At 59.0% G+C, this 18,139-nt stretch carries 16 protein-coding genes and 1 tRNA gene; 7 read left to right on the top strand and 10 right to left on the bottom strand.

The features are described 5' to 3' along the window. The first annotated feature begins 74 nt into the window (after positions 1 to 74). Positions 75 to 148, top strand: a tRNA-Gly gene (locus JYB85_RS18115). 5 nt (positions 149 to 153) lie between these two features. Here JYB85_RS18115 and JYB85_RS18110 read toward each other — a convergent pair. Then, positions 154 to 582, bottom strand: a complete 429-nt coding sequence (locus JYB85_RS18110) for a globin family protein (protein WP_207380404.1) — start codon at positions 580 to 582, stop codon at positions 154 to 156. A gap of 99 nt (positions 583 to 681) precedes the next feature. Here JYB85_RS18110 and JYB85_RS18105 point away from each other — a divergent pair, with 99 nt between their 5' ends. Further along, positions 682 to 1,434: a VOC family protein gene (locus JYB85_RS18105; protein WP_207380403.1), complete on the top strand. Its 753-nt coding sequence runs from the start codon at positions 682 to 684 to the stop codon at positions 1,432 to 1,434. A 47-nt stretch (positions 1,435 to 1,481) separates the two neighbouring features. On the opposite strand, the gene JYB85_RS18100 is transcribed toward JYB85_RS18105, so the two are convergent. The 4 genes from JYB85_RS18100 to JYB85_RS18085 form a co-directional block, all read right to left on the bottom strand. Continuing rightward, positions 1,482 to 4,628, bottom strand: a complete 3,147-nt coding sequence (locus tag JYB85_RS18100; protein ID WP_207380402.1) for an efflux RND transporter permease subunit — start codon at positions 4,626 to 4,628, stop codon at positions 1,482 to 1,484. Between the two features lie 8 nt (positions 4,629 to 4,636). Further along, on the bottom strand, positions 4,637 to 6,133 hold the full coding sequence (locus JYB85_RS18095) for an efflux RND transporter periplasmic adaptor subunit (RefSeq protein WP_207380401.1): 1,497 nt from the start codon (positions 6,131 to 6,133) through the stop codon (positions 4,637 to 4,639). 23 nt (positions 6,134 to 6,156) lie between these two features. Further along, the gene (locus JYB85_RS18090; protein WP_207380400.1) at positions 6,157 to 6,435 is read right to left on the bottom strand and encodes a heavy metal-binding domain-containing protein; all 279 of its coding nucleotides are present in this window, start codon (positions 6,433 to 6,435) and stop codon (positions 6,157 to 6,159) included. A 96-nt stretch (positions 6,436 to 6,531) separates the two neighbouring features. Continuing rightward, entirely contained in the window at positions 6,532 to 6,921 is a 390-nt protein-coding gene (locus JYB85_RS18085) for a hypothetical protein (RefSeq protein ID WP_207380399.1), read from the bottom strand. A 451-nt stretch (positions 6,922 to 7,372) separates the two neighbouring features. Here JYB85_RS18085 and JYB85_RS18080 point away from each other — a divergent pair, with 451 nt between their 5' ends. Beyond that, positions 7,373 to 7,975, top strand: coding sequence for a NapC/NirT family cytochrome c (locus tag JYB85_RS18080; protein ID WP_207380398.1), 603 nt, complete (start codon positions 7,373 to 7,375; stop codon positions 7,973 to 7,975). A gap of 42 nt (positions 7,976 to 8,017) precedes the next feature. Here the strand turns inward: JYB85_RS18080 and rsmD are convergent, their stop codons facing one another. Continuing rightward, positions 8,018 to 8,635, bottom strand: coding sequence for a 16S rRNA (guanine(966)-N(2))-methyltransferase RsmD (gene rsmD, locus JYB85_RS18075; protein ID WP_207380397.1), 618 nt, complete (start codon positions 8,633 to 8,635; stop codon positions 8,018 to 8,020). 168 nt (positions 8,636 to 8,803) lie between these two features. Here rsmD and ftsY point away from each other — a divergent pair, with 168 nt between their 5' ends. The 4 genes from ftsY (at position 8,804) to rpoH (ending at position 12,985) form a co-directional block, all read left to right on the top strand. Further along, positions 8,804 to 10,276 (top strand): signal recognition particle-docking protein FtsY, encoded by a 1,473-nt coding sequence (ftsY, locus tag JYB85_RS18070; RefSeq protein ID WP_207380396.1) that lies wholly within the window; start codon positions 8,804 to 8,806, stop codon positions 10,274 to 10,276. Next, positions 10,273 to 10,959, top strand: coding sequence for a cell division ATP-binding protein FtsE (ftsE, locus tag JYB85_RS18065; protein WP_207380395.1), 687 nt, complete (start codon positions 10,273 to 10,275; stop codon positions 10,957 to 10,959). Before ftsY ends, ftsE begins: the two co-directional genes overlap by 4 nt. Positions 10,960 to 10,984: 25 nt before the next feature. After that, positions 10,985 to 11,950, top strand: a complete 966-nt coding sequence (gene ftsX, locus JYB85_RS18060) for a permease-like cell division protein FtsX (RefSeq protein ID WP_207380394.1) — start codon at positions 10,985 to 10,987, stop codon at positions 11,948 to 11,950. 177 nt (positions 11,951 to 12,127) lie between these two features. Next, the gene (rpoH, locus tag JYB85_RS18055; protein ID WP_207321291.1) at positions 12,128 to 12,985 is read left to right on the top strand and encodes an RNA polymerase sigma factor RpoH; all 858 of its coding nucleotides are present in this window, start codon (positions 12,128 to 12,130) and stop codon (positions 12,983 to 12,985) included. Between the two features lie 65 nt (positions 12,986 to 13,050). Here the strand turns inward: rpoH and menE are convergent, their stop codons facing one another. Genes menE through menD form a run of 4 tightly spaced genes read right to left on the bottom strand, consistent with a single transcriptional unit; the run spans position 13,051 to position 18,075 of the window. Beyond that, a complete protein-coding gene (gene menE, locus JYB85_RS18050; RefSeq protein WP_207380393.1) occupies positions 13,051 to 14,511 on the bottom strand; it encodes an o-succinylbenzoate--CoA ligase in 1,461 nt (486 codons plus the stop codon). After that, positions 14,505 to 15,542 carry an o-succinylbenzoate synthase gene (gene menC / locus JYB85_RS18045; RefSeq protein ID WP_228730157.1) on the bottom strand — a complete coding sequence of 346 codons (1,038 nt, stop codon included), beginning with the start codon at positions 15,540 to 15,542 and terminating at the stop codon, positions 14,505 to 14,507. The genes menE and menC overlap by 7 nt, the downstream gene beginning before the upstream one ends. Then, positions 15,539 to 16,357: a 2-succinyl-6-hydroxy-2,4-cyclohexadiene-1-carboxylate synthase gene (gene menH, locus JYB85_RS18040; protein ID WP_228730155.1), complete on the bottom strand. Its 819-nt coding sequence runs from the start codon at positions 16,355 to 16,357 to the stop codon at positions 15,539 to 15,541. Before menH ends, menC begins: the two co-directional genes overlap by 4 nt. After that, complete coding sequence (gene menD / locus JYB85_RS18035; RefSeq protein ID WP_207380391.1) at positions 16,354 to 18,075, bottom strand: 2-succinyl-5-enolpyruvyl-6-hydroxy-3-cyclohexene-1-carboxylic-acid synthase; 1,722 nt, start codon at positions 18,073 to 18,075, stop codon at positions 16,354 to 16,356. The genes menH and menD overlap by 4 nt, the downstream gene beginning before the upstream one ends. Positions 18,076 to 18,139: the final 64 nt, after the last annotated feature.

Here is an 18,139-nt window from a genome sequence, read left to right as displayed (position 1 = left end):
CAGCGTGTCTGGGCTTGACAATGATTTTTAAATCAGTAGTTTATAACGCAGATAAACCAAGGTTATTTCGGTTCGCGGGTGTAGTTCAATGGTAGAACGGCAGCTTCCCAAGCTGCATACGAGGGTTCGATTCCCTTCACCCGCTCCAACTCCCTACGCCGGCGTTACTTCCTTATCCATTTCCGCCTTCATTACATCCGCCACCAGGTGGATTACCGCTATCCAAGCCGCTTTGACTTCGTCGGTATAGGCATCCCCCAGTCCCTGTTTCAGGGTAAATAACAGCGCATTGCCCACTGGACTGAAATGGTTGGTTTTGACCCCGTATTTCACATGGCGCCTGGCCAGGTCCTGCAATATGGGCACCAGCTTGTCCGGCGCTTCCAGCCCCTGCACCGCAGCATCCAGCATGGCCATCAGTTTGCGTCCCTGACTGCGCAGATCCTGGCGAAACAGCAGCTTCAGTTTGGGGTCTATCTCAAACAAGGTGCGGTAGAACAGCGCCGCGGCCGCATCGGCTTCGGGTTTGACCAGGGCAAATGAGTGTTTGATTAAGCGGACTTGCTGGGCTGTGACTGACATCCCTATGTCTCCATTGCACTTTATCCTGGTTACAGCATAGACAAATATTCCATCCCTGACTTTACTAAAGACTCATGGGTGAAAAAGGGAACTGCAATCATGAAGATATCAGCCTATCAATCGGGTCACCCCTGTTGGAGCGAGCTGGGTACCACGGACTGGCCAGGTGCCAAGCAGTTTTACCGGACCCTGCTGGGCTGGGAAATGGCTGACTTGGTGGCACCGGCCGGCGCCTTCTGTATGTTCACCCTGGAGGGGGACGATCTGGGGGCCATTTTTAAATTGCCGGAGGGTGAGGTCAGCCAATGGGGCGGTTATTTCGCCTGCGATAATCTTGAGGCTACCGTAGCCCGCGCCGAAGCGGCCGGTGGCAGTCTGCTGTTTGGCCCCCACGCTGTCGCCCAGGCCGGTCGTATGGCGCACATGGTCGATCCCCAGGGGGCCCGCTTCTCCCTGTGGCAGGCCGATAAACACATAGGGGCGCGCCGCTTCGGTGAATCGGGCAGCCTGTGTTGGATGGAATTGGCCTGCCGGGAGCCGTCCCGTGCCATGGATTTCTATCACCGGGTGTTCGGCTGGGATTTTCGCACTTCATCCCTGCCGGGTATGGAATACCACGAGGTACTGGCCGATGGCCGGGAATGCGGTGGCATCATGCCCATGGATTCTGAAGAGCCGGCCAATTGGCTGCTGTATTTTCAGGTGCGTGATTGCGACGCTGTCACAGGGCAAGCCCTTAGCCTGGATGGTGAAGTCTGTGTGCCGCCGACGGATATTCCCAATGTGGGCCGCTTCAGCGTGCTCAAGGATCCCCAGGGGGCGACCTTTGCTGTCATAGCCCTGGATTTCTGATTTAGTCACGGATAAAAAAGGGGCGCCCTGTGGCGCCCCTTGGCATATTAAGCCTGCTCAATATTGGCAGGCAGATTACGCCGATAGACCAACAGGTACAGGGCCGGCAGCACAAACAGCGACAGGAGCGGTGCCGTGACCATGCCGCCAATCATGGGGGCGGCAATCTTCTGCATCACATCGTTACCGGCGCCCGAGCCCCACATGATGGGCAGCAGGCCGAAGAAGATGGTCGCCACTGTCATGGCCTTGGGACGGATCCGCATCACGGCGCCTTCCATCAGCGCCGCCTTGAGATCGGCCTCGCTGTGGTACTCACCGCTGTGTTTGCGATGGCGAATGGCGTTGTTGAGATACACCAGCATCACCACCCCGAACTCGGCCGCGACCCCGGCCAGGGCTATCATGCCCACGGCAACCGCCACAGACAAATGATAACCCAGCAGATACAGCAACCAGGCACTGCCCACCAGGGCGAAGGGCAGGCTGAGCATGATGACCGCGGCCTGTAACGCCGAGCCAAAGGTCAGCATCAGCAGGATGAAGATCACCGCCAGCGCCATTGGGATCACCTGTCTGAGTTTGGCATCAACCCGCTGCATATACTCGTACTGACCGGCAAAGCTGTAGCTGTAACGGGCCGGCAGTTTCAGCTGCTGGTCGAGTGCTGCTTGGGCGGCCTCAATGTATTCGCCAATGGAAATATCACCTATGTCGACAAAGACCCAGGAGATCAGGCGGCCGTTCTCACTTTTGAGCATTGGCGGGCCATCGCTGATCTCTATCTGGGCCAGATTGCCGAGCGGCAGGTAATGGCCCGTCTTGGTGATCACCGGCAATTCCCTGAGCTTCTCGATGTTGTCTCGCAGTTCCCGCGGAAAACGCAGGTTGATGGGATAGCGCTCGGCACCCTGCACCGACTCACCTATTTGCATGCCGCCGATGGCGTAGCGCACCACGTCCTGGATATCCATCAGTGTCATACCGTAGCGGGAGGCCACTTCCAGCTTGGGGCTGATATCTATGTAGCGACCCCCGCCGACCCGTTCGGCATAGGCGGAGCGGGTGTTCGGCAACCGGGCCAATATGGCCTCGATTTCGGCGCCAATGGATTGCAGCTCGTTCACATCGGCGCCGGTGATCTTGATCCCCACCGGCGTCTTGATGCCGGTGGACAGCATGTCGATGCGGGTCTTGATCGGCTGTACCCAGGCATTGGTGAGTCCGGGCACACGTACCGTCTGTTGCAGCTGCTCGATAATGCCGTCCAGGGTCAGGCCGGCACGCCACTCACTCTTGGGCTTGAGCATTATGGTGGTTTCCAGCATGGTCAGCGGCGCTGGATCCGTGGCGGTTTCGGCCCGGCCTATCTTGCCGAACACCCGTTCCACCTCGGGCACTGTGCGGATCAGGCGGTCGGTTTGCTGCAAAATCTCGGCGGCCTTGCCGGCACTGATGCCGGGCAGGGCCGTGGGCATATACAGGAGATCCCCTTCCTCCAGTGCCGGCATAAACTCGCTGCCCATGCGGCTGGCCGGATACCAGGCGCTGGCCAGCGCAATCAGCGCCACAAGCAGGGTGATGCGCGGAAAGCGCAGCACCAGCCCCAGGGACGGACGGTAGAGGGCGATCAGTACCCGGCTGATGGGGTTGCTGCGTTCCGAGGGGATCTTGCCGCGGATGAAATAACCCATAAGCACGGGCACCAGGGTGATGGACAACAGCGCTGCAGCGCCCATGGCAAAGGTTTTGGTGTAGGCCAGGGGCGCAAACAGACGTCCCTCCTGGGCCTCCAGAGCAAATACGGGTACGAAGCTCAGGGTGATGATCAGCAGCGAGAAAAACAGTGCAGGTCCCACCTCCAGTGACGCCTCGGCGACTATGCGCCAGTGCTCCGCTGCTATGGGCTCCCTTTGTTGCTCGGCCTTGAAGTGCTCCAGATGCTTGTGCAGGTTTTCCACCATGACAATGGCGCCATCCACCACGGCACCGATGGCGATGGCAATACCGCCGAGGCTCATGATGTTGGCGTTAATGCCCATGGCATTCATGATGATGAAGGCGATGAGGATTGCCATCGGCAGGGTGATCACGGCCACCAGGGTGGAGCGGGCGTGCAGCAGGAACAGCAGGCACACCAGGCCCACCACCAGCATTTCCTCAATGACCTTGTGGACCAGGTTATCCACCGACTGGGTGATCAGGTTGGATCTGTCATAGGTGGGGATTATCTCCACGCCCTGCGGCAGACCGGTCTTGAGCTGTTCCAGCTTGGCGCGCACCGCTTCTATGGTGGCCAGGGCGTTTTCGCCGTAGCGCATCACTATGATGCCGCCGACCACTTCGCCCTCACCGTCGAGTTCGGCTATGCCGCGCCTGGAGGCCGGCCCATTGCGAACATTGGCTATATCCTTCAGTTGCAGCGGGGTGCCTGAAACACTGGTAATACCCAGGGGGATCTCGCGAAAGTCCTCCAGGGTCTGGCGATAGCCCTTGGCCCGCACCATGTATTCGGCCTCGGCCATTTCCACCACTGAGCCTCCGGCCTCACCATTGGCGCGGGAAATCGCCTGGCGTACCGTGGCTATATCCAGCTTGTAGATGGCCATCTTGTCCGGCTGCAACACTACCTGATAGGTCTGCTCCATGCCGCCGACAGTGGCCACTTCGGACACCCCGGCCACGCTTTGCAATTCCAGCTTGAGGTACCAGTCCTGCAGGCTCTTCAGTTGCGACAGGTCCAGGTTGCCGCTGCGATCCACCAGGGCATATTCATAGACCCAGCCCACACCGGAGGCGTCCGGGCCCAGGGCGGGCTGAACCCCGTCCGGCAGACGGCTGCTGACCTGGCTCAGGTATTCCAGTACCCGCGAGCGGGCCCAGTAGATGTCGGTACCATCTTCGAAGATGACATAGACATAGGAGTCACCGAACATGGAAAAGCCGCGCACCGTTTTGGCACCGGGCACCGCCAGCATGGCGGTGGACAGGGGATAGGTCACCTGCTCCTCCACCAACTTGGGAGCCTGACCCGGATAGGGAGTCTTTATGATCACCTGCACGTCGGACAGATCCGGCAGGGCATCCAGCGGCGTCTTGCGCAGCTCACCCATGCCAAAAACCGCCAGCAGCACGGTCACTATCACCAGCATCAGCCGCTGGCGTATGCTGGTTTGAATAATGTAATTGAGCATGGCGCCTCCTAGTGCTGGTGGCCGCTGCCAAGGCGCATCAAGCTGCCCTTGAGGCTGGCCTCTGAATCCAGCAGGAATTGACCTGAAGTCACTACCAGTTCACCTTCGCTGACGCCCGAGATAATCTCAGCCCGGCCCTGGCTCAGCATACCCACTGTTACTTCACGGGCAGTGAAGCTGTTGTCGCTGAGTTTGACCACCACCCGATTCTGCTTGCCGGTCTGGATCAGGGCTTCCTGGGGCAGTGCCAGCACATCGTGCTTGGGACCGCCAAACAGGGCCACCTTGGCCAGGGTCTTGGGCCTGAGTTCGAGGCTGGCGCTGTTATCCAGCACTATCCTGACCCGCAGGCTGCGGGTCAGGGGATCCAGCTCGGGATAGATGTAATCTATGGTGCCGGGCAGCTCGTTGATGCCAAGGGCCGGAATGTCTATCTCGGCGCTCTGACCCAGGGTCAACCAGCTTTGCTCGTTTTCAAACACATCGGCTATGACCCAAACCTTGGACAAGTCCGTCAGCGCCATCATCTCTGTCATGGGCTGGATGTACATGCCCTCGCGGATATTGAGCTGGGTGACCACGCCATCGGTTTTGGCATAGAAGGGCACCCGGTACTGGGTCTTGCGACTCTTGGCCAGTTGCACTATCTGATCCTGATTGAGGCCCAGCAATTCCAGGCGCAGCCCCGCCTTGCGCACCAGCTCCTGATAACGCTCGCTGTTGCCGGAACTCTTGAGGGTATCCAGCGCCAGCAGGTAATCATCCTGGGCATTGATAAGCTCGGGAGAATAGAGTTCATACAGCAGCTGGCCGCGTTTGATTCGGTCGCCAACGGCTTCTATGGTCAGCTTGTCGACCCAGCCGCTGACCCGGGCGTGTATGTGTTGCAGCTGACTTTCGTCATAGTCAATCTGACCCACGGTACGGACGTATTTCCACAGGGTCTGACGCTCCACCGGGGCGACTCGCAGTGCCAGGGCCTGCTGCATGCTGCCGGATACATCCACCTGAACTTCCTGATGTGCCTGCATCTCCACCTTTTCCAGCTGCATACCGCAAATGGGGCAAGTGCCGGGGGTATCGCTGATGATATGGGAATGCATGGGGCAAACGTATTTGACCGTGGCCTCACCGGAGAGGCTTTGCGGCAGCGGTTGTAACTTGGGCTGTTCCGCTTGCGAAGCCTGGTGTTGGTGCTCCGCTTGCTGAGCCTGATGCTGGTGCTCCGTCATGGCCTCCATCGGGGCCGGTTTGGCGTCGATGACGGCTTCTTCCTCTTCTTCCTCTTGCACTTGCTCTACCAGAAACATGTTGCACTCGGGGCAACGGCCCGGCTCATGGCTGCGCACATGGGGGTGCATGGGGCAGGCATAGACCTTGCCCTGTGGCGCCAGCGTTTCCGTTGGGGTTGCAGCCTGCAAAGACTGCCAGGGCAGAAATGCCGGCACCGACAGCGCCAGTGCGGCCAGCAGCGCGGCCTGACGCAGTTTGGCTTTGTTATTCATGTTAACTCTCCTGAACCGAGCCATCAGTGCTGGTGTGCCTGGTGTTTGGTGGGTTTCAGATGCATGCCACACTTGGGGCAGCTGTCTCCGGCCTGGCCCGTGACTTCCGGATGCATGGGGCAGGCATAGCCGGGCTCTGCCTTGACCAGGTTCATACCGCACTTGGGGCAGGTGTCGTCGGCTTTGCCTGTGACCTCTGGATGCATGGGACAGGCATGGACCTGTTCCATGGCTTCAATGGGATTGGCATGGGAAATACCGCTCAGCGCCAGGGCCAGCAGCAGGCTAATGATTATTTTCATCTTGTTCTCCTGCGGACAGGTCGCGTCGGGAAGCGGCAGCCTGTCCAAATTATTCATTAATTTAATGTGTTATGCGCCATAGCGCAAAGCAGGAGTTCAGGCGATGGGGGGTCTGAAATTGGCTTGAGGAGCCACAGGGGGAATATGGGGCTGGGCCATGGCAACGGCAGTGCGGGGCAAAGGCATGACGGGCCAGTCGGCGCTGTAGATTAGTCCCGTGGTCAGGGAAATGCTGAGGCAGTGGCCGCAATCCGGCTGACAACCCGTGTCCGAATCACAACAACCCTGGGATTGTTCCGGCGCAGTCATGGGCATATCGCAGCAATGACTTTGGGATTCATCGCAGCTGTCGCTACTCATGGTCATCTGCTCATGTTCGGGCATTCCCATGGCGTAACCATTGGCCAACACTGCCTGGCCCAAGAGGGCAAGCAGGGTATAGATGACCAGCAGTGACTGTCGCATGGTGCGTCCGATACAGAACATTGAACAGATCCTGATAAAACAGGCCCCGAGTTTAACATAAGCTCAAAAAGACGGCTTGATATATTTCACACTTGCTGAATTTACCTCTTAAGAGATAGCCAAAAAGGCTCCAGAAGTCTGGATGATTGCTCCCGGGCAGGTGACTTATCTATCAGACAGGGGCAAGAGGCAAATGCATTCAGTCAACGGCATCCAGCTCACATTTTTCACAATTATTTGCGCTGTGGTGGGCAGAGACCTTGCGGCACATGGGGGCATGGATTAGCTTTAGTTGAATGGATTTTATGTGCACTTTCAGCGGCTTTGCTGGCTTTACGCCTCAGATGCGGATTTTCTTGGCAAAGGGGCAACAGAAGGATGAAATCAGGAGCTGTATCAAGTTTCTGTCTCCAAAACTGCACTAACATGAGCCCATAACCAGACAAATAAATTACCCTTTGGAGATAGCATCATGAACTGGCGTGCCCTATTTAAACCCAGTGCGAAAATCTCGGTATTCAGCCTGCTGGTGCTGGGTATCCTGGTGGGTGTGGTTGGCTTTTTTGGCACCCAGACCGCACTGCATATGACCAGCACCGACGAATTTTGTATGACCTGCCACAGCAATCATTCCCTCAAGGATGAAGTGATGGCTTCAGCCCATGGCAACAACAAGCAAGGCATAGTGGTACAGTGCCAGCAGTGTCATATTCCCCAGGAACCCTTTGCCTACCTGAAGAAAAAGATCATCGTTTCCAAGGATGCGTTGACCTTTATGATGATCGACGGCTTCAATACCCAGGCCTGGCTGGACGCCAACCGCAAGGAGCAGGCCGACAAGGCACGTGACTTCCTGCGTTCCATAGACTCATCCACCTGTCAAAACTGCCATCAACGTATCTACGAGGATCAGCCGGATACCATGAGCAAGAAGGCGGTGCGTATGCATAAGAACAACGCCAAGAAGGCCCCGGAAAAACGCAAGACCTGTATCGACTGTCACCGTGGCGTGGCCCATCCTTATCCGAAGGAAGAAGCTGAAGGCGAAAAGGGTGAGAGCGAAGCCGAAGGCTAACCCAGTATTGAACAAAAAAGCCCTGCATTTGCAGGGCTTTTGCTATAGCTGCTCGCCACAGCGATAGAGGCGGTAGCTGACCTGGCCGGCCTGCTTGTGCTTCAGTTCCTGCCAGTGGGGGGGCACCGCTGGCGCGCCGAGTTCGGACTCGGTTTCCAGGTAGATCAGAGCGCCGGGATTCAGCCAGCCATGTGTCACCAGGGCATCGAGGCACTGCTGGGCCAGACCCTTGCGAAATGGCGGGTCGATAAAGATGATGTCAAAGCCTTGATCCGTACCGCGAGCCAACCATTGCAGGGTATCGCCCTGAAATACCTCGGCTTGGGTGCATTTGAGGCTGGCAAGGTTGGTTTTGAGCTGCTGCGCTGCACCGTTTTGCAGTTCGAAGATCCTGGCGTAGGCCGCATAACGGGACAGGGCTTCGAGCGCCAGGGCACCGCTGCCACCGAAACAGTCCAGCACCCGGGCACCGGTCAGCTCGCCCATCAGCCAGTTGAACAAGGTTTCACGCACCCTGTCTGTGGTGGGCCTGAGCCCCTCCAAGTCCTGGATGGGTAATTTACGTGAACGCCATTGGCCACCAATGATGCGCACCTGACCCGGACGGCCTGCCGTTTTGGCAGCCCCACTCCGTGACTGTGCTGAAGTATTTTTGGCCATAGTGCCCCCAAGATTTTGCCAACAGAAAGAAAGTGGTAGACTAGGCCACCTTATAAGCGCCGCCATTCTAGCGTAAACCGCGGCCAATGGGGATGGATCCTCCTCCAGAGACTTTAGCGCGGCAATGGACAGCAAGCGCAGCGCGCTATTCGAGCATCGGTATCATACATGTCAAAGAAAGGTTTTTTTTCCTGGTTCCGCCGGGACAAGGAAGACGCTGCCGCAGAGGCAGTGCAGCAAACACAACCCGAGGCGGAAGCCAAGGTAGCGGATACGGTACCGCAGGCTGCTGAGCCTGAAGTGGCCGTCGACACTCAAGCGGCTGAGGAAGCCGCAGCCCAGGCCGAAGCCGAAGCTCAAGCTCAGGCGGAAGCCAAAGCTCAGGCCAAGGCGGAAGCAGAAGCTCAGGCCCAGGCGGAAGCCGAAGCTCAAGCCAAGGCGGAAGCAGAAGCTCAAGCCAAGGCGGAAGCAGAAGCTCAAGCCAAGGCGGAAGCAGAAGCTCAAGCCAAGGCGGAAGCCGACGCTCAGGCCCGGGCGGAAGCAGAAGCAGAAGCTCAAGCCAAGGCCCGGGCGGAAGCCGAAGCTCAGGCAGAAGCCGCAGCTCAAGCGGAAGCCGCAGCTCAAGCTGAAGCCGAGGCGGCCATGGCAGCGGAAGCGGCGGCCGAGGCCGAGCAATTGCAGCCCGAGCCCCAGGAAAAGCCGGTGCGCGAGGGTTTCTTCAGCCGCCTCAAGCGCAGTCTTAAGCGCACCAGCGAAAATATCGGCAGCGGCTTTATCGGTTTGTTCCGCGGTAAGAAGATAGATGACGAGCTGTTTGAAGAGCTGGAAGAGCACCTGCTGATCGCCGATGTCGGGGTGGAAACCACCAGTCGTCTTATTGCCAAGCTGACGGATCACGCCAGTCGCAAGCAACTCAAGGACGCCGAGGCCCTGTACGAGCTGCTCCGGGAAGAAATGCACAAGACCCTGGCGCCGGTGAGCATCCCCCTGGTGCCCGAAAATGCCGAAGGCCCTTATGTGATCCTTATGGTCGGCGTCAACGGCGTCGGCAAAACCACCACCATAGGCAAGCTGGCCAAACAGTACCAGAGCCAGGGCAAGAGCGTGATGCTGGCCGCCGGCGACACCTTCCGTGCCGCCGCAGTGGAGCAGCTGCAGGTCTGGGGTCAGCGCAACAATATTCCAGTGGTGGCCCAGCACACGGGGGCCGACAGTGCCAGCGTGCTGTTTGATGCCCTGCAGGCCGCCCGTGCCCGCAAGATAGATGTGCTAATTTGCGACACTGCCGGTCGCCTGCAGAACAAGAGCCACCTGATGGAAGAACTCAAGAAGGTGGTGCGGGTGATGAAGAAGCAGGACGACAGCGCGCCCCATGAGGTGATGCTGACCCTGGATGCCAGCACAGGCCAGAATGCCATCAGTCAGGCACAGTTGTTCCAGGAGGCGGTGGGCGTCACCGGCATCACCCTCAGCAAGCTCGATGGCACCGCCAAGGGCGGGGTGATCTTTGCCATTGCCGATAAATTTGGTATTCCTATCCGTTACATAGGTGTGGGTGAGCAGATTGATGATCTGCGCGAGTTCAATGCCCGCGACTTTATCGATGCCTTATTCAGCCAGGATAAAACGGATAACTCATGATTCGATTTGAGCAGGTCAGCAAGATCTACTCCGGGGGCCAGAAGGCCCTGACCGATGTCAGCTTCCATCTGCGCAAGGGCGAGATGGCCTTCCTGACCGGTCACTCCGGGGCGGGCAAGAGCACCCTGCTCAAGCTCATTACCGTTATCGAGCGTGCCAGTGCCGGGCGGGTGTGGATCAACGGCCACGACATCGCCGGTATTGACCGCGGCCATGTGCCCTTTCTGCGCCGGGAAATCGGCATGATTTTTCAGAACCATCATCTGCTGATGGACCGCAGCGTATTTGACAACGTGGCCCTGCCGCTGGTGATCGAGGGCTTCAGCCACGGCGAGATCCGCAAGCGCGTGGCGGCGTCGCTGGACATGGTGGGCCTTTACGGCAAGGAAAGGCACAATCCCATCATGCTGTCCGGCGGTGAGCAGCAAAGGGTGGGCATTGCCCGCGCCATAGTCAACAAGCCGGCCTTGCTGCTGGCGGACGAACCCACGGGTAACCTGGACCCCAAATTGTCGATGGACATTTTGCGCCTGTTCGAGACCTTCAACGATGCCGGTACCAGTGTGCTGATCGCCACCCACGATCTGGGTCTGATAGCGCGGATGAAATACCGCACCCTGACCCTGAAACAGGGACGTATGCTGGGCGCCCAGGAATTGGCGACCGGTGGTGAACCCAACTGAGCCCCAGACGCCACGAGGAACCCCGATGGCCAATCATGCCGATTTGACCCGCAGCAAGTTGCCCATATCCGGCCGGATAGTGATGTTCTTTATCCGTCATCTGCAACAGGGCATGGCCAGCATGGGTGAGCTGTGGCGCAATCCCGTATCATCCGTAATGACCATGGCTGTGCTGGGAGTGAGCCTGAGCCTGCCGGCGGCCTTGCAGGTGCTGGTGAAAAACGCCGAGACTGTGACCCAGTCCTGGAACAGCGCCGCCGAAATCTCCCTTTTTATCGATGAAGGCCGCAGTGAGCAGGCGATCCAGAGCCTGATCTCCCGCATCAAGGTGTTTCCCGAAGTGGCCGAGGTCAACTACATAGACAGGGCCAAGGCCCTGGATGAGTTCCAGCGCCTGTCGGGCTTTGGCGAGGCCTTGGCCTACCTGGATTCCAATCCGCTGCCGGCCGTGGTGACTGTCACCCCGACGGCCCGTTATTCCAGCCCCACCGGTGCCCGGGAGCTGTTGTCGAAACTGGAGCGGGAACAGGAGGTCAGCTTTGGCCGTCTCGATATCGAATGGTTGGAGCGCTTACAGGCGGTGCTGAGGCTGCTGGAGCGCACCGTGCTGGCCATTGCCGCCCTGCTGGTGCTGGCCGTGGTGCTGGTCATAGGCAACACCATACGCCTGGCGATAATGAACCGGCGCAGTGAAATCGAGGTGATGAAGCTGGTGGGGGCCACCGAGGCCTTTATTCAACGGCCATTCCTCTACACCGGCATTTGGTACGGCATTATCGGCGGCTTGCTGGCCTGGCTCATTATCAACCTGCTGGTGTGGTATCTGGATGGCGCTCTGGCCGACCTGCTGGGGCTTTACGGCAGCAGTATGCAGATGCAATCGCTGTCGGTAAAAGAATTGTTACAACTGGTATTGCTGGCGGCCTTTCTCGGCTGGCTGGGTTCATATCTTTCAGTACGTCAACATCTTAGGGCGATTGAGCCCTCCTGAAGTCAGGGTCAAAAGTGAACTTTTATTCACTTGAACAGTCTCAAAGTCGGGGACAGAATAAGCCCCGATGGACCTGTGCCTTGACATAGAATGTCAGATATCCGATAGTTCATCAGCTCATAAGCACCCCGATACGCGGGGGCATGTGGCACAACTGAGTAGTAAACAGGAGTTCCAATGACTGAACAAACGCAATCAATGGCACTGATGGTTCCCCAGGGAAGCGGCAGCCTTGAAGCCTACATTCATTCGGTCAACAGCATGCCCATGCTGGAGGCGGAGGAAGAGTACGCGCTTGCCAAGCGTTTACAGGCAACCGGGGACCTGCAGGCGGCGAAACAGCTGATTATGTCGCATCTGCGCTTTGTGGTGCATGTGGCCAAGGGCTACGCAGGTTATGGCCTGCCCCAGGCCGATCTTATCCAGGAAGGCAACATAGGCCTGATGAAGGCCGTCAAGCGCTTCGATCCCGAAGTGGGCGTGCGCCTGGTGTCCTTTGCCGTGCACTGGATCAAAGCAGAAATTCATGAATATGTGCTGAAAAACTGGCGCATAGTTAAAGTGGCCACCACCAAGGCCCAACGTAAACTCTTCTTCAATCTGCGCAAGGCCAAGCAACGTCTGGGCTGGTTCAGCGATGAGGAGGTCACCATGGTGGCGGAGAACCTCGGGGTGTCCAAGGCGGATGTGACCGAGATGGAATCGCGCATGGCGGCCCAGGATCCGGCCTTCGATCTGCTCAACGACAGTGACGATGAGCATGATTTTGCCCCGGTGCATTATCTGGAAGACCATTCTTCCGATCTGGCTTCCCAGGTGGAAAACGACAATTGGGAAAGCAATTCCCAGGCGCGTCTGCTGTCGGCCATCAAGACCCTCGACGAGCGCAGCCAGCACATTCTGCGAGCCCGTTGGTTGGACGATGACAAGATCACCCTGCAGGAGCTGGCCGATACCTATCAGGTGTCCGCCGAGCGCATTCGCCAGTTGGAAAAGAATGCCATGAACAAGCTCAAGGCCTGCATGGAAGCCTGATCTGGAAAGCATCTAAAGAAAAACCGGCCCAGGCCGGTTTTTTTGTGCGCGCTTTTTATGACTTTTTAGGACTTGGCTTTAACCGCGGCAATCAGCGCCTTGCGGTTGGGCTTGAGCCCTGAGTCCATTAGCTCGGGCCAGGGATGGTAGCGCCGGGGGCGTTTGAAGCGTGCCAGCCGGGGGGCGAGAAAGGCATCCAGCTGCGCCTGGCTCGGCATGGTGTTTTGGCAACCTTCACTGCAACGTAGTATGGCCTGGGGCAGCAGCCCAAATTCAGCATCTTCGGCGCCGAACACCAACGCCTCTTCTATCTCCGGATGCTGCTTCAGGGCCGCCTCAACTTCTTCCGGTTGCAGGTTTTCACCGCCACAGACGAACATGTTGTCTTTGCGGCCATTCACATGCAGCCGACCTTGCTCATCGAGCCAGCCCAGATCGCCGCTGGCAAACCAGCCATCGGCGGTCAGTGGCAGGTTAATCTTATTGCCTTCCAGATAACCGAGGAACAAGCAGGGTCCCTTCAGCTGGATTTCGCCGTCGACCAGCCGCAGTTCCCGCCCCGGCAGCAAGTGACCACTGTGGCCCTCTTCATTGACCCGGCCCGTGGTGATCTGTGACGACATTTCCGTCATGCCATAGCTGCCAAAAGCGCGCACATTGAGTTTCTTAAGCCGCGTCAGCAGGTCGGGCGCCAGGGCGCTGCCACCGAGCAAAAGGGCTTTCACGCTGCCCAGGGCATCCGGGCCTTCCGCAAGCAGTTTGCGTAGCTGGGTCATCACCAGCGACAGGTGACTGATCTGAAAGCGGCTAATGTCCTTGGCAAGGCCCAGGGTCGATGGCAAAACCAGAGTAGCGCCGGCAAGGGCGCAGCGGTTAACTATTGCCAGACCGCCGATATGGAACAGTGGCAGTGACAGGAGCCAGCGATCCCCTGGTGAGAGTGGGATCAGGCTTGCGGCGCCCTCGGCACTGGCCATGTGATTGTTCAGGCAATGCAGCGCCGCCTTGGGTTTACCGCTGGATCCTGAGGTGAGGATCAGGTTCACCGGCCGCAAGGGATCGATTGGCTCGGGTGTTGGGGGCTCAAAGGCGCTGCTGGCAAAGTTTGGCAGCGGCAAGTTCGGTAAAGGAAAGCGCGGCACAGACAGGCCGTTGAGCTTGAGATCTTGCTCGGTATCAAGGCTCAGGGCGTCCAGGCGCAGCTCGGCGGCCAGTTGAGCCAGCTGGGCCTCAGGTAAACGCCAGGACAGGGGGCAAAACAGGCTGCCGGCATCGACACAGGCCCAATAGAGGATAATTTGCTCCAGGCTGTTGGGGCCTATCACCCCGAGGCGCTTAATTTGGGCTTGCTTCAGGGCCGCGGCCGTGGCCAGCACCCTATGGCTGAGTTCACCGTAGTTGAGCTGAATCTCACTGTTCTGAGTCTCACAGATCTGGGCCTTACCGTTATGGGCCTCGGCAATGACGGCTATGGCCTCAGGCTGGCGTCCCGCCATCCTGTGCAAGGGGCTGATGCCGGCTAACATTCCGCCTCCCAGGACGCCAATAGCGGCAATTGCCCGAACTCCAGGCACAGGGCCTTGCCGCTGCTGACCAGCAGATCTGCCTCAAAGGCGGCAAGCGTGTCCAGCCCCGGCGCCTCATCCGGGGTTTCCTGAGCGGCAAAGGCAGCCAAATCGCTGATGCCGAGCGAGGATTCCAGTGCCGAGCTGATAATACAGCGCAGGCCCAGTTGTTGCGCCGCGGTAATCAACCCCTGCACCTTGGTCGGGCTGCCGATCAACATGGGTTTGAGCACCAGGGCCCTGAGCCCTGCCAGTGGACTCAGCTCGAAGTCGGGGGCATTGAGGGGCGCATCCAGGGCATAGCCCAGACCCAAGGCACTGTGCAGGGCCTCGCAGTCGGCGCTTTCCCGGCAGGGGTCTTCAATAAAATCGATACTGACCCTGGGCAGACAGGCGCAAAAATCCACCGCCTGGGTGAGAGTGAAACCGCCGTTGGCATCAAGGCGTAACCTGATATCGGGGCGAGCGGTCTGCAGGGCATAGATCAGCCTAAGTTCAGCCTCAACGTCATTCTGCGCTATCTTGAGCTTGGCAAAGCGGCAATCCCTTGGCAGATTGGCCAGCCGCTGCGCCAGTTCATCGGCTGTTTCATTGGGCTGGCGATAAATCAAAGGCACAGGGGCAAGCCTTGGCTGCCTGGAGGTGAGTTCACCTTCCAGTTTCAGGGCCAGTAGTCCCAGGCCCCAGGCGAGGGAGGGCAAAGTGGTTTGCTCCGCCACCCTTTCCAGCGCCTCGGTACTGCCAAGTTGCGGCAACAAAGCGATCAACTCTTCCTGCAGCTGCCTCAGGCTTTCGCGGCTGAAGCCGTCAATGGGCTCGCCATCCATGTCGGTGCCACAAAGCGGCGCCAGCTCCACCACGGCTTCGCCTTGGTCCGTGATAGCCCGCAGCAGCAGACCATGACGCCGGTTGATGCGCTGGCGTCCCACCGGCAGGGGCGGATTGAGTGGAATTTGATAGCCATAGAGTGCCAGACGGGTTATTTCGGTCACTGTGATGAGCCCTGTTGATGAGGTTGTTGCAGTAGCTGAATCATTACGGCCGTCACCGCCTCTGGCCTGGCCAGATGGCAGTTATGCCCGGCCGCCGCAATGGGGTGCAAGTGCAGCTGGTTTATGCCCGGCTGCTGCTCCGCTTGTGCCCGCCATGCCTGGGCCAGGGCTGCAAACTTGCTGTCCCGTTCGCCATAGAGGTAATGCACGGGGCTGGGCAATTGGCCGGGCAGGACGCTCAGGTCCTGTTGCAGTCCAAGGGAGCAGGCCAGCAGGCAGTTTGCCAGCGCTGCCGGGTTCTGGCCTGCGCGTTTTTCGATTAATGCTGACCGTGCTTGCTCACTCAGTTCGGCAAAGGGTGGCTGGCGATACCAGGCATCCAGAAAGTCTGTCATGGGCTCATGGCGCAGCCGCTCGGCCCAGACCGCATCACTGGCGAGCCTCTCTTGCCGTTCGGATGCAGATATCAGCCCGGGATGGCTGGATTCCAGGGTCAGGCTCAGCAGGCGCTCCGGCGTCGACAGGGCCAGCTGTTTAGCCAGGTGCAGGGCTATGCGGCCGCCGAGGGAATAGCCGTAGAGGTGAAAGCTGCCCGGCTGGTCACCATGGGGTGTAATGCTGTCCAGCTGCGCCAGAATACGGGTCGCCGCAGCCTCAAGGCCCGGTGTGGGCAAGGGCTGATCTACATTCAACCCATGGCCCGGCAGTTCGGGACAGAGGCAATGAAAGTGGGGTTCAAGCAAAGGCAACAAGGGCTGCCAATCATGGCGATCGCCGAGAAAGCCATGCAGCAGCACCAGTAGCGGCTTGCTCACAGTTGCTTCACCCACTGGCCCAGGGTGGCGATTTGATCGCTGGCCTGGTGGCTGGAAACGCTGACCTCGATGACGGACGCGCCATTGTGCTCCAGCGCCGCCTCGTAGGCGCTGATAAAGTCATCCAGGCACTCGACCCTGTCATAGGGCAGGCCAAACATAGCGGCACCATAACCGAATTCCAGTCCATGACTGAGGCGGTAGAAGTCGCTGCGCAGGGCCTCGGTGGGAACGGGCAAGAGGTTGAAGATATTGCCGCCGTCATTGTTGAGCACCACTATCACCAGGGGACTGCCGAGATCCCGTGCCAGGGCCAAGGAATTGAGATCATGCAGGGCCGACAGATCCCCCAATACCAGGCTGGTGGGGCGCCCGCCATGGCGTGCCAGGCCGCAGGCGGTGGCGAGCAGGCCGTCTATGCCCGAGGCGCCGCGGTTGGTGTATGTGGTTGCTGCGCAGCAACTGATGGGAGCGTACATGTCGTACAGCCGCACCGGCAGACTGTTGCCGAGCAGGAACTGTTGTTCCGTGGTGCGTCTGGACACCATGGCGCGGACCACCTGGGCCTCGCCGAATTCGCCGCTGTCGATATGCCGGATGAAGAGTTGCTCCAGCTCCTGGTTCAGTCCCGTCAGTTCCGTGGCCCAATTGGCCGACGAGGAGCGGGGCCAGTTCAGGGCCGCCAGTTGCCCGGCATTGGCCAGCCACACCTGCTTGTTGCTGTGGTCCGGATCCAGCCGTTGCTGGCTCGGCAGCACCTGCCACAGGCTGTGCCAGTCGCGATTTTTAATGTAGGCCAGTAGCCGCTTCGACAGCAGGCGGCCACCTATCAGCAACAGCCTGTCGGCCTGCTCCAGCAGGGCCTTGGCCTTGGGCTGTTGCAACAGCTGATCTATATGGCCTATGACGGCGGGATGCTGCCTGAGCTGGCTTTGGGCATCGGTCAGCAGCGGCCAGCCCAGACTCTGGGACAGGGCAATAAGTGCGCCGGGATCCTCTTCGGGTGTCAGGCAGCCGGCCACAATCACCCCTTTGCCGTGGGCGAAGCGCAGCATGGCATCCTGGGGTGGCAGAGCCAGGGGAGAATGGTGGGCGAATTGCACCAGGGGTGTTTGTTGTTGCTGCCATGCCTCCAGCGGCCGCAAGTAATCGGCAAAACCGCTGAAATTCGCCTGGCCATCGGGATACAGGGGCTCGCGGAACATGCAGTTGATGTGCACCGGCCCTCTGGCATTGCACAGTTTCTCATCTATGGCGCTCAGCAGCGCCTGGGGCGGCAGCTGTGGGTCGGCCGGTGGCAGATTGAGCCTGTCGGCATAGCCGGCAAAGATGCCGCTCTGGTCTATGGCCTGGTTGGCGCCACAGTCCAGCAGCTCGGGAGGCCGATCGCCGCTGAGTACCACCAGGGGAACGCCGGTTAAGGAGGCTTCGATAACCGCCGGATAGAGGTTGGCGACGGCGGTGCCCGAGGTGGTGATTATGGCTACGGGGGCGGCACTGGCCTTGGCCAGTCCCAGGGCCAAAAAGCCCAGGCCACGCTCGTCGAAGTGCAGGTGGCGCTGCATTTTATCCTGGGCGGCGGCTGCCAGGGTCAGAGGTGTCGAACGGGAACCGGGCGCCATGCACAGATGCTGCACGCCAAGACGGGCCAGTTCTTCGAGGATCAGCGATCCCCAGAGCAGGTTCAGATCGGCGAGGCTGTGACTGTCAGGCTGCATGGGCTGGGCTCCGGCAAGGGTTTGCTATCCAGTGTACCCTTAATCTTTTCAGTCAGATATCTCT

The sequence above is a fragment of the Shewanella sedimentimangrovi genome, assembly GCF_017354965.1.
Taxonomy (GTDB): domain Bacteria; phylum Pseudomonadota; class Gammaproteobacteria; order Enterobacterales; family Shewanellaceae; genus Shewanella; species Shewanella cyperi.
Note: the sequence above shows the minus strand (reverse complement) of the source record. Positions and strands in the feature narration are given on the sequence as shown.

Bases quoted from the DNA above. Each gene is read 5' to 3' on its own strand.
- JYB85_RS18110 (WP_207380404.1), bottom strand. From the start codon at position 582: ATGTCAGTCACAGCCCAGCAAGTCCGCTTAATCAAACACTCATTTGCC.
- rsmD (WP_207380397.1), bottom strand. From the start codon at position 8,635: ATGGCCAAAAATACTTCAGCACAGTCACGGAGTGGGGCTGCCAAAACG.
- JYB85_RS18105 (WP_207380403.1), top strand. From the start codon at position 682: ATGAAGATATCAGCCTATCAATCGGGTCACCCCTGTTGGAGCGAGCTG.
- menD (WP_207380391.1), bottom strand. From the start codon at position 18,075: ATGCAGCCTGACAGTCACAGCCTCGCCGATCTGAACCTGCTCTGGGGA.
- JYB85_RS18085 (WP_207380399.1), bottom strand. From the start codon at position 6,921: ATGTTCTGTATCGGACGCACCATGCGACAGTCACTGCTGGTCATCTAT.
- JYB85_RS18090 (WP_207380400.1), bottom strand. From the start codon at position 6,435: ATGAAAATAATCATTAGCCTGCTGCTGGCCCTGGCGCTGAGCGGTATT.
- ftsX (WP_207380394.1), top strand. From the start codon at position 10,985: ATGGCCAATCATGCCGATTTGACCCGCAGCAAGTTGCCCATATCCGGC.
- menE (WP_207380393.1), bottom strand. From the start codon at position 14,511: ATGTTAGCCGGCATCAGCCCCTTGCACAGGATGGCGGGACGCCAGCCT.
- JYB85_RS18080 (WP_207380398.1), top strand. From the start codon at position 7,373: ATGAACTGGCGTGCCCTATTTAAACCCAGTGCGAAAATCTCGGTATTC.
- rpoH (WP_207321291.1), top strand. From the start codon at position 12,128: ATGACTGAACAAACGCAATCAATGGCACTGATGGTTCCCCAGGGAAGC.
- ftsE (WP_207380395.1), top strand. From the start codon at position 10,273: ATGATTCGATTTGAGCAGGTCAGCAAGATCTACTCCGGGGGCCAGAAG.
- JYB85_RS18095 (WP_207380401.1), bottom strand. From the start codon at position 6,133: ATGAATAACAAAGCCAAACTGCGTCAGGCCGCGCTGCTGGCCGCACTG.
- JYB85_RS18100 (WP_207380402.1), bottom strand. From the start codon at position 4,628: ATGCTCAATTACATTATTCAAACCAGCATACGCCAGCGGCTGATGCTG.
- ftsY (WP_207380396.1), top strand. From the start codon at position 8,804: ATGTCAAAGAAAGGTTTTTTTTCCTGGTTCCGCCGGGACAAGGAAGAC.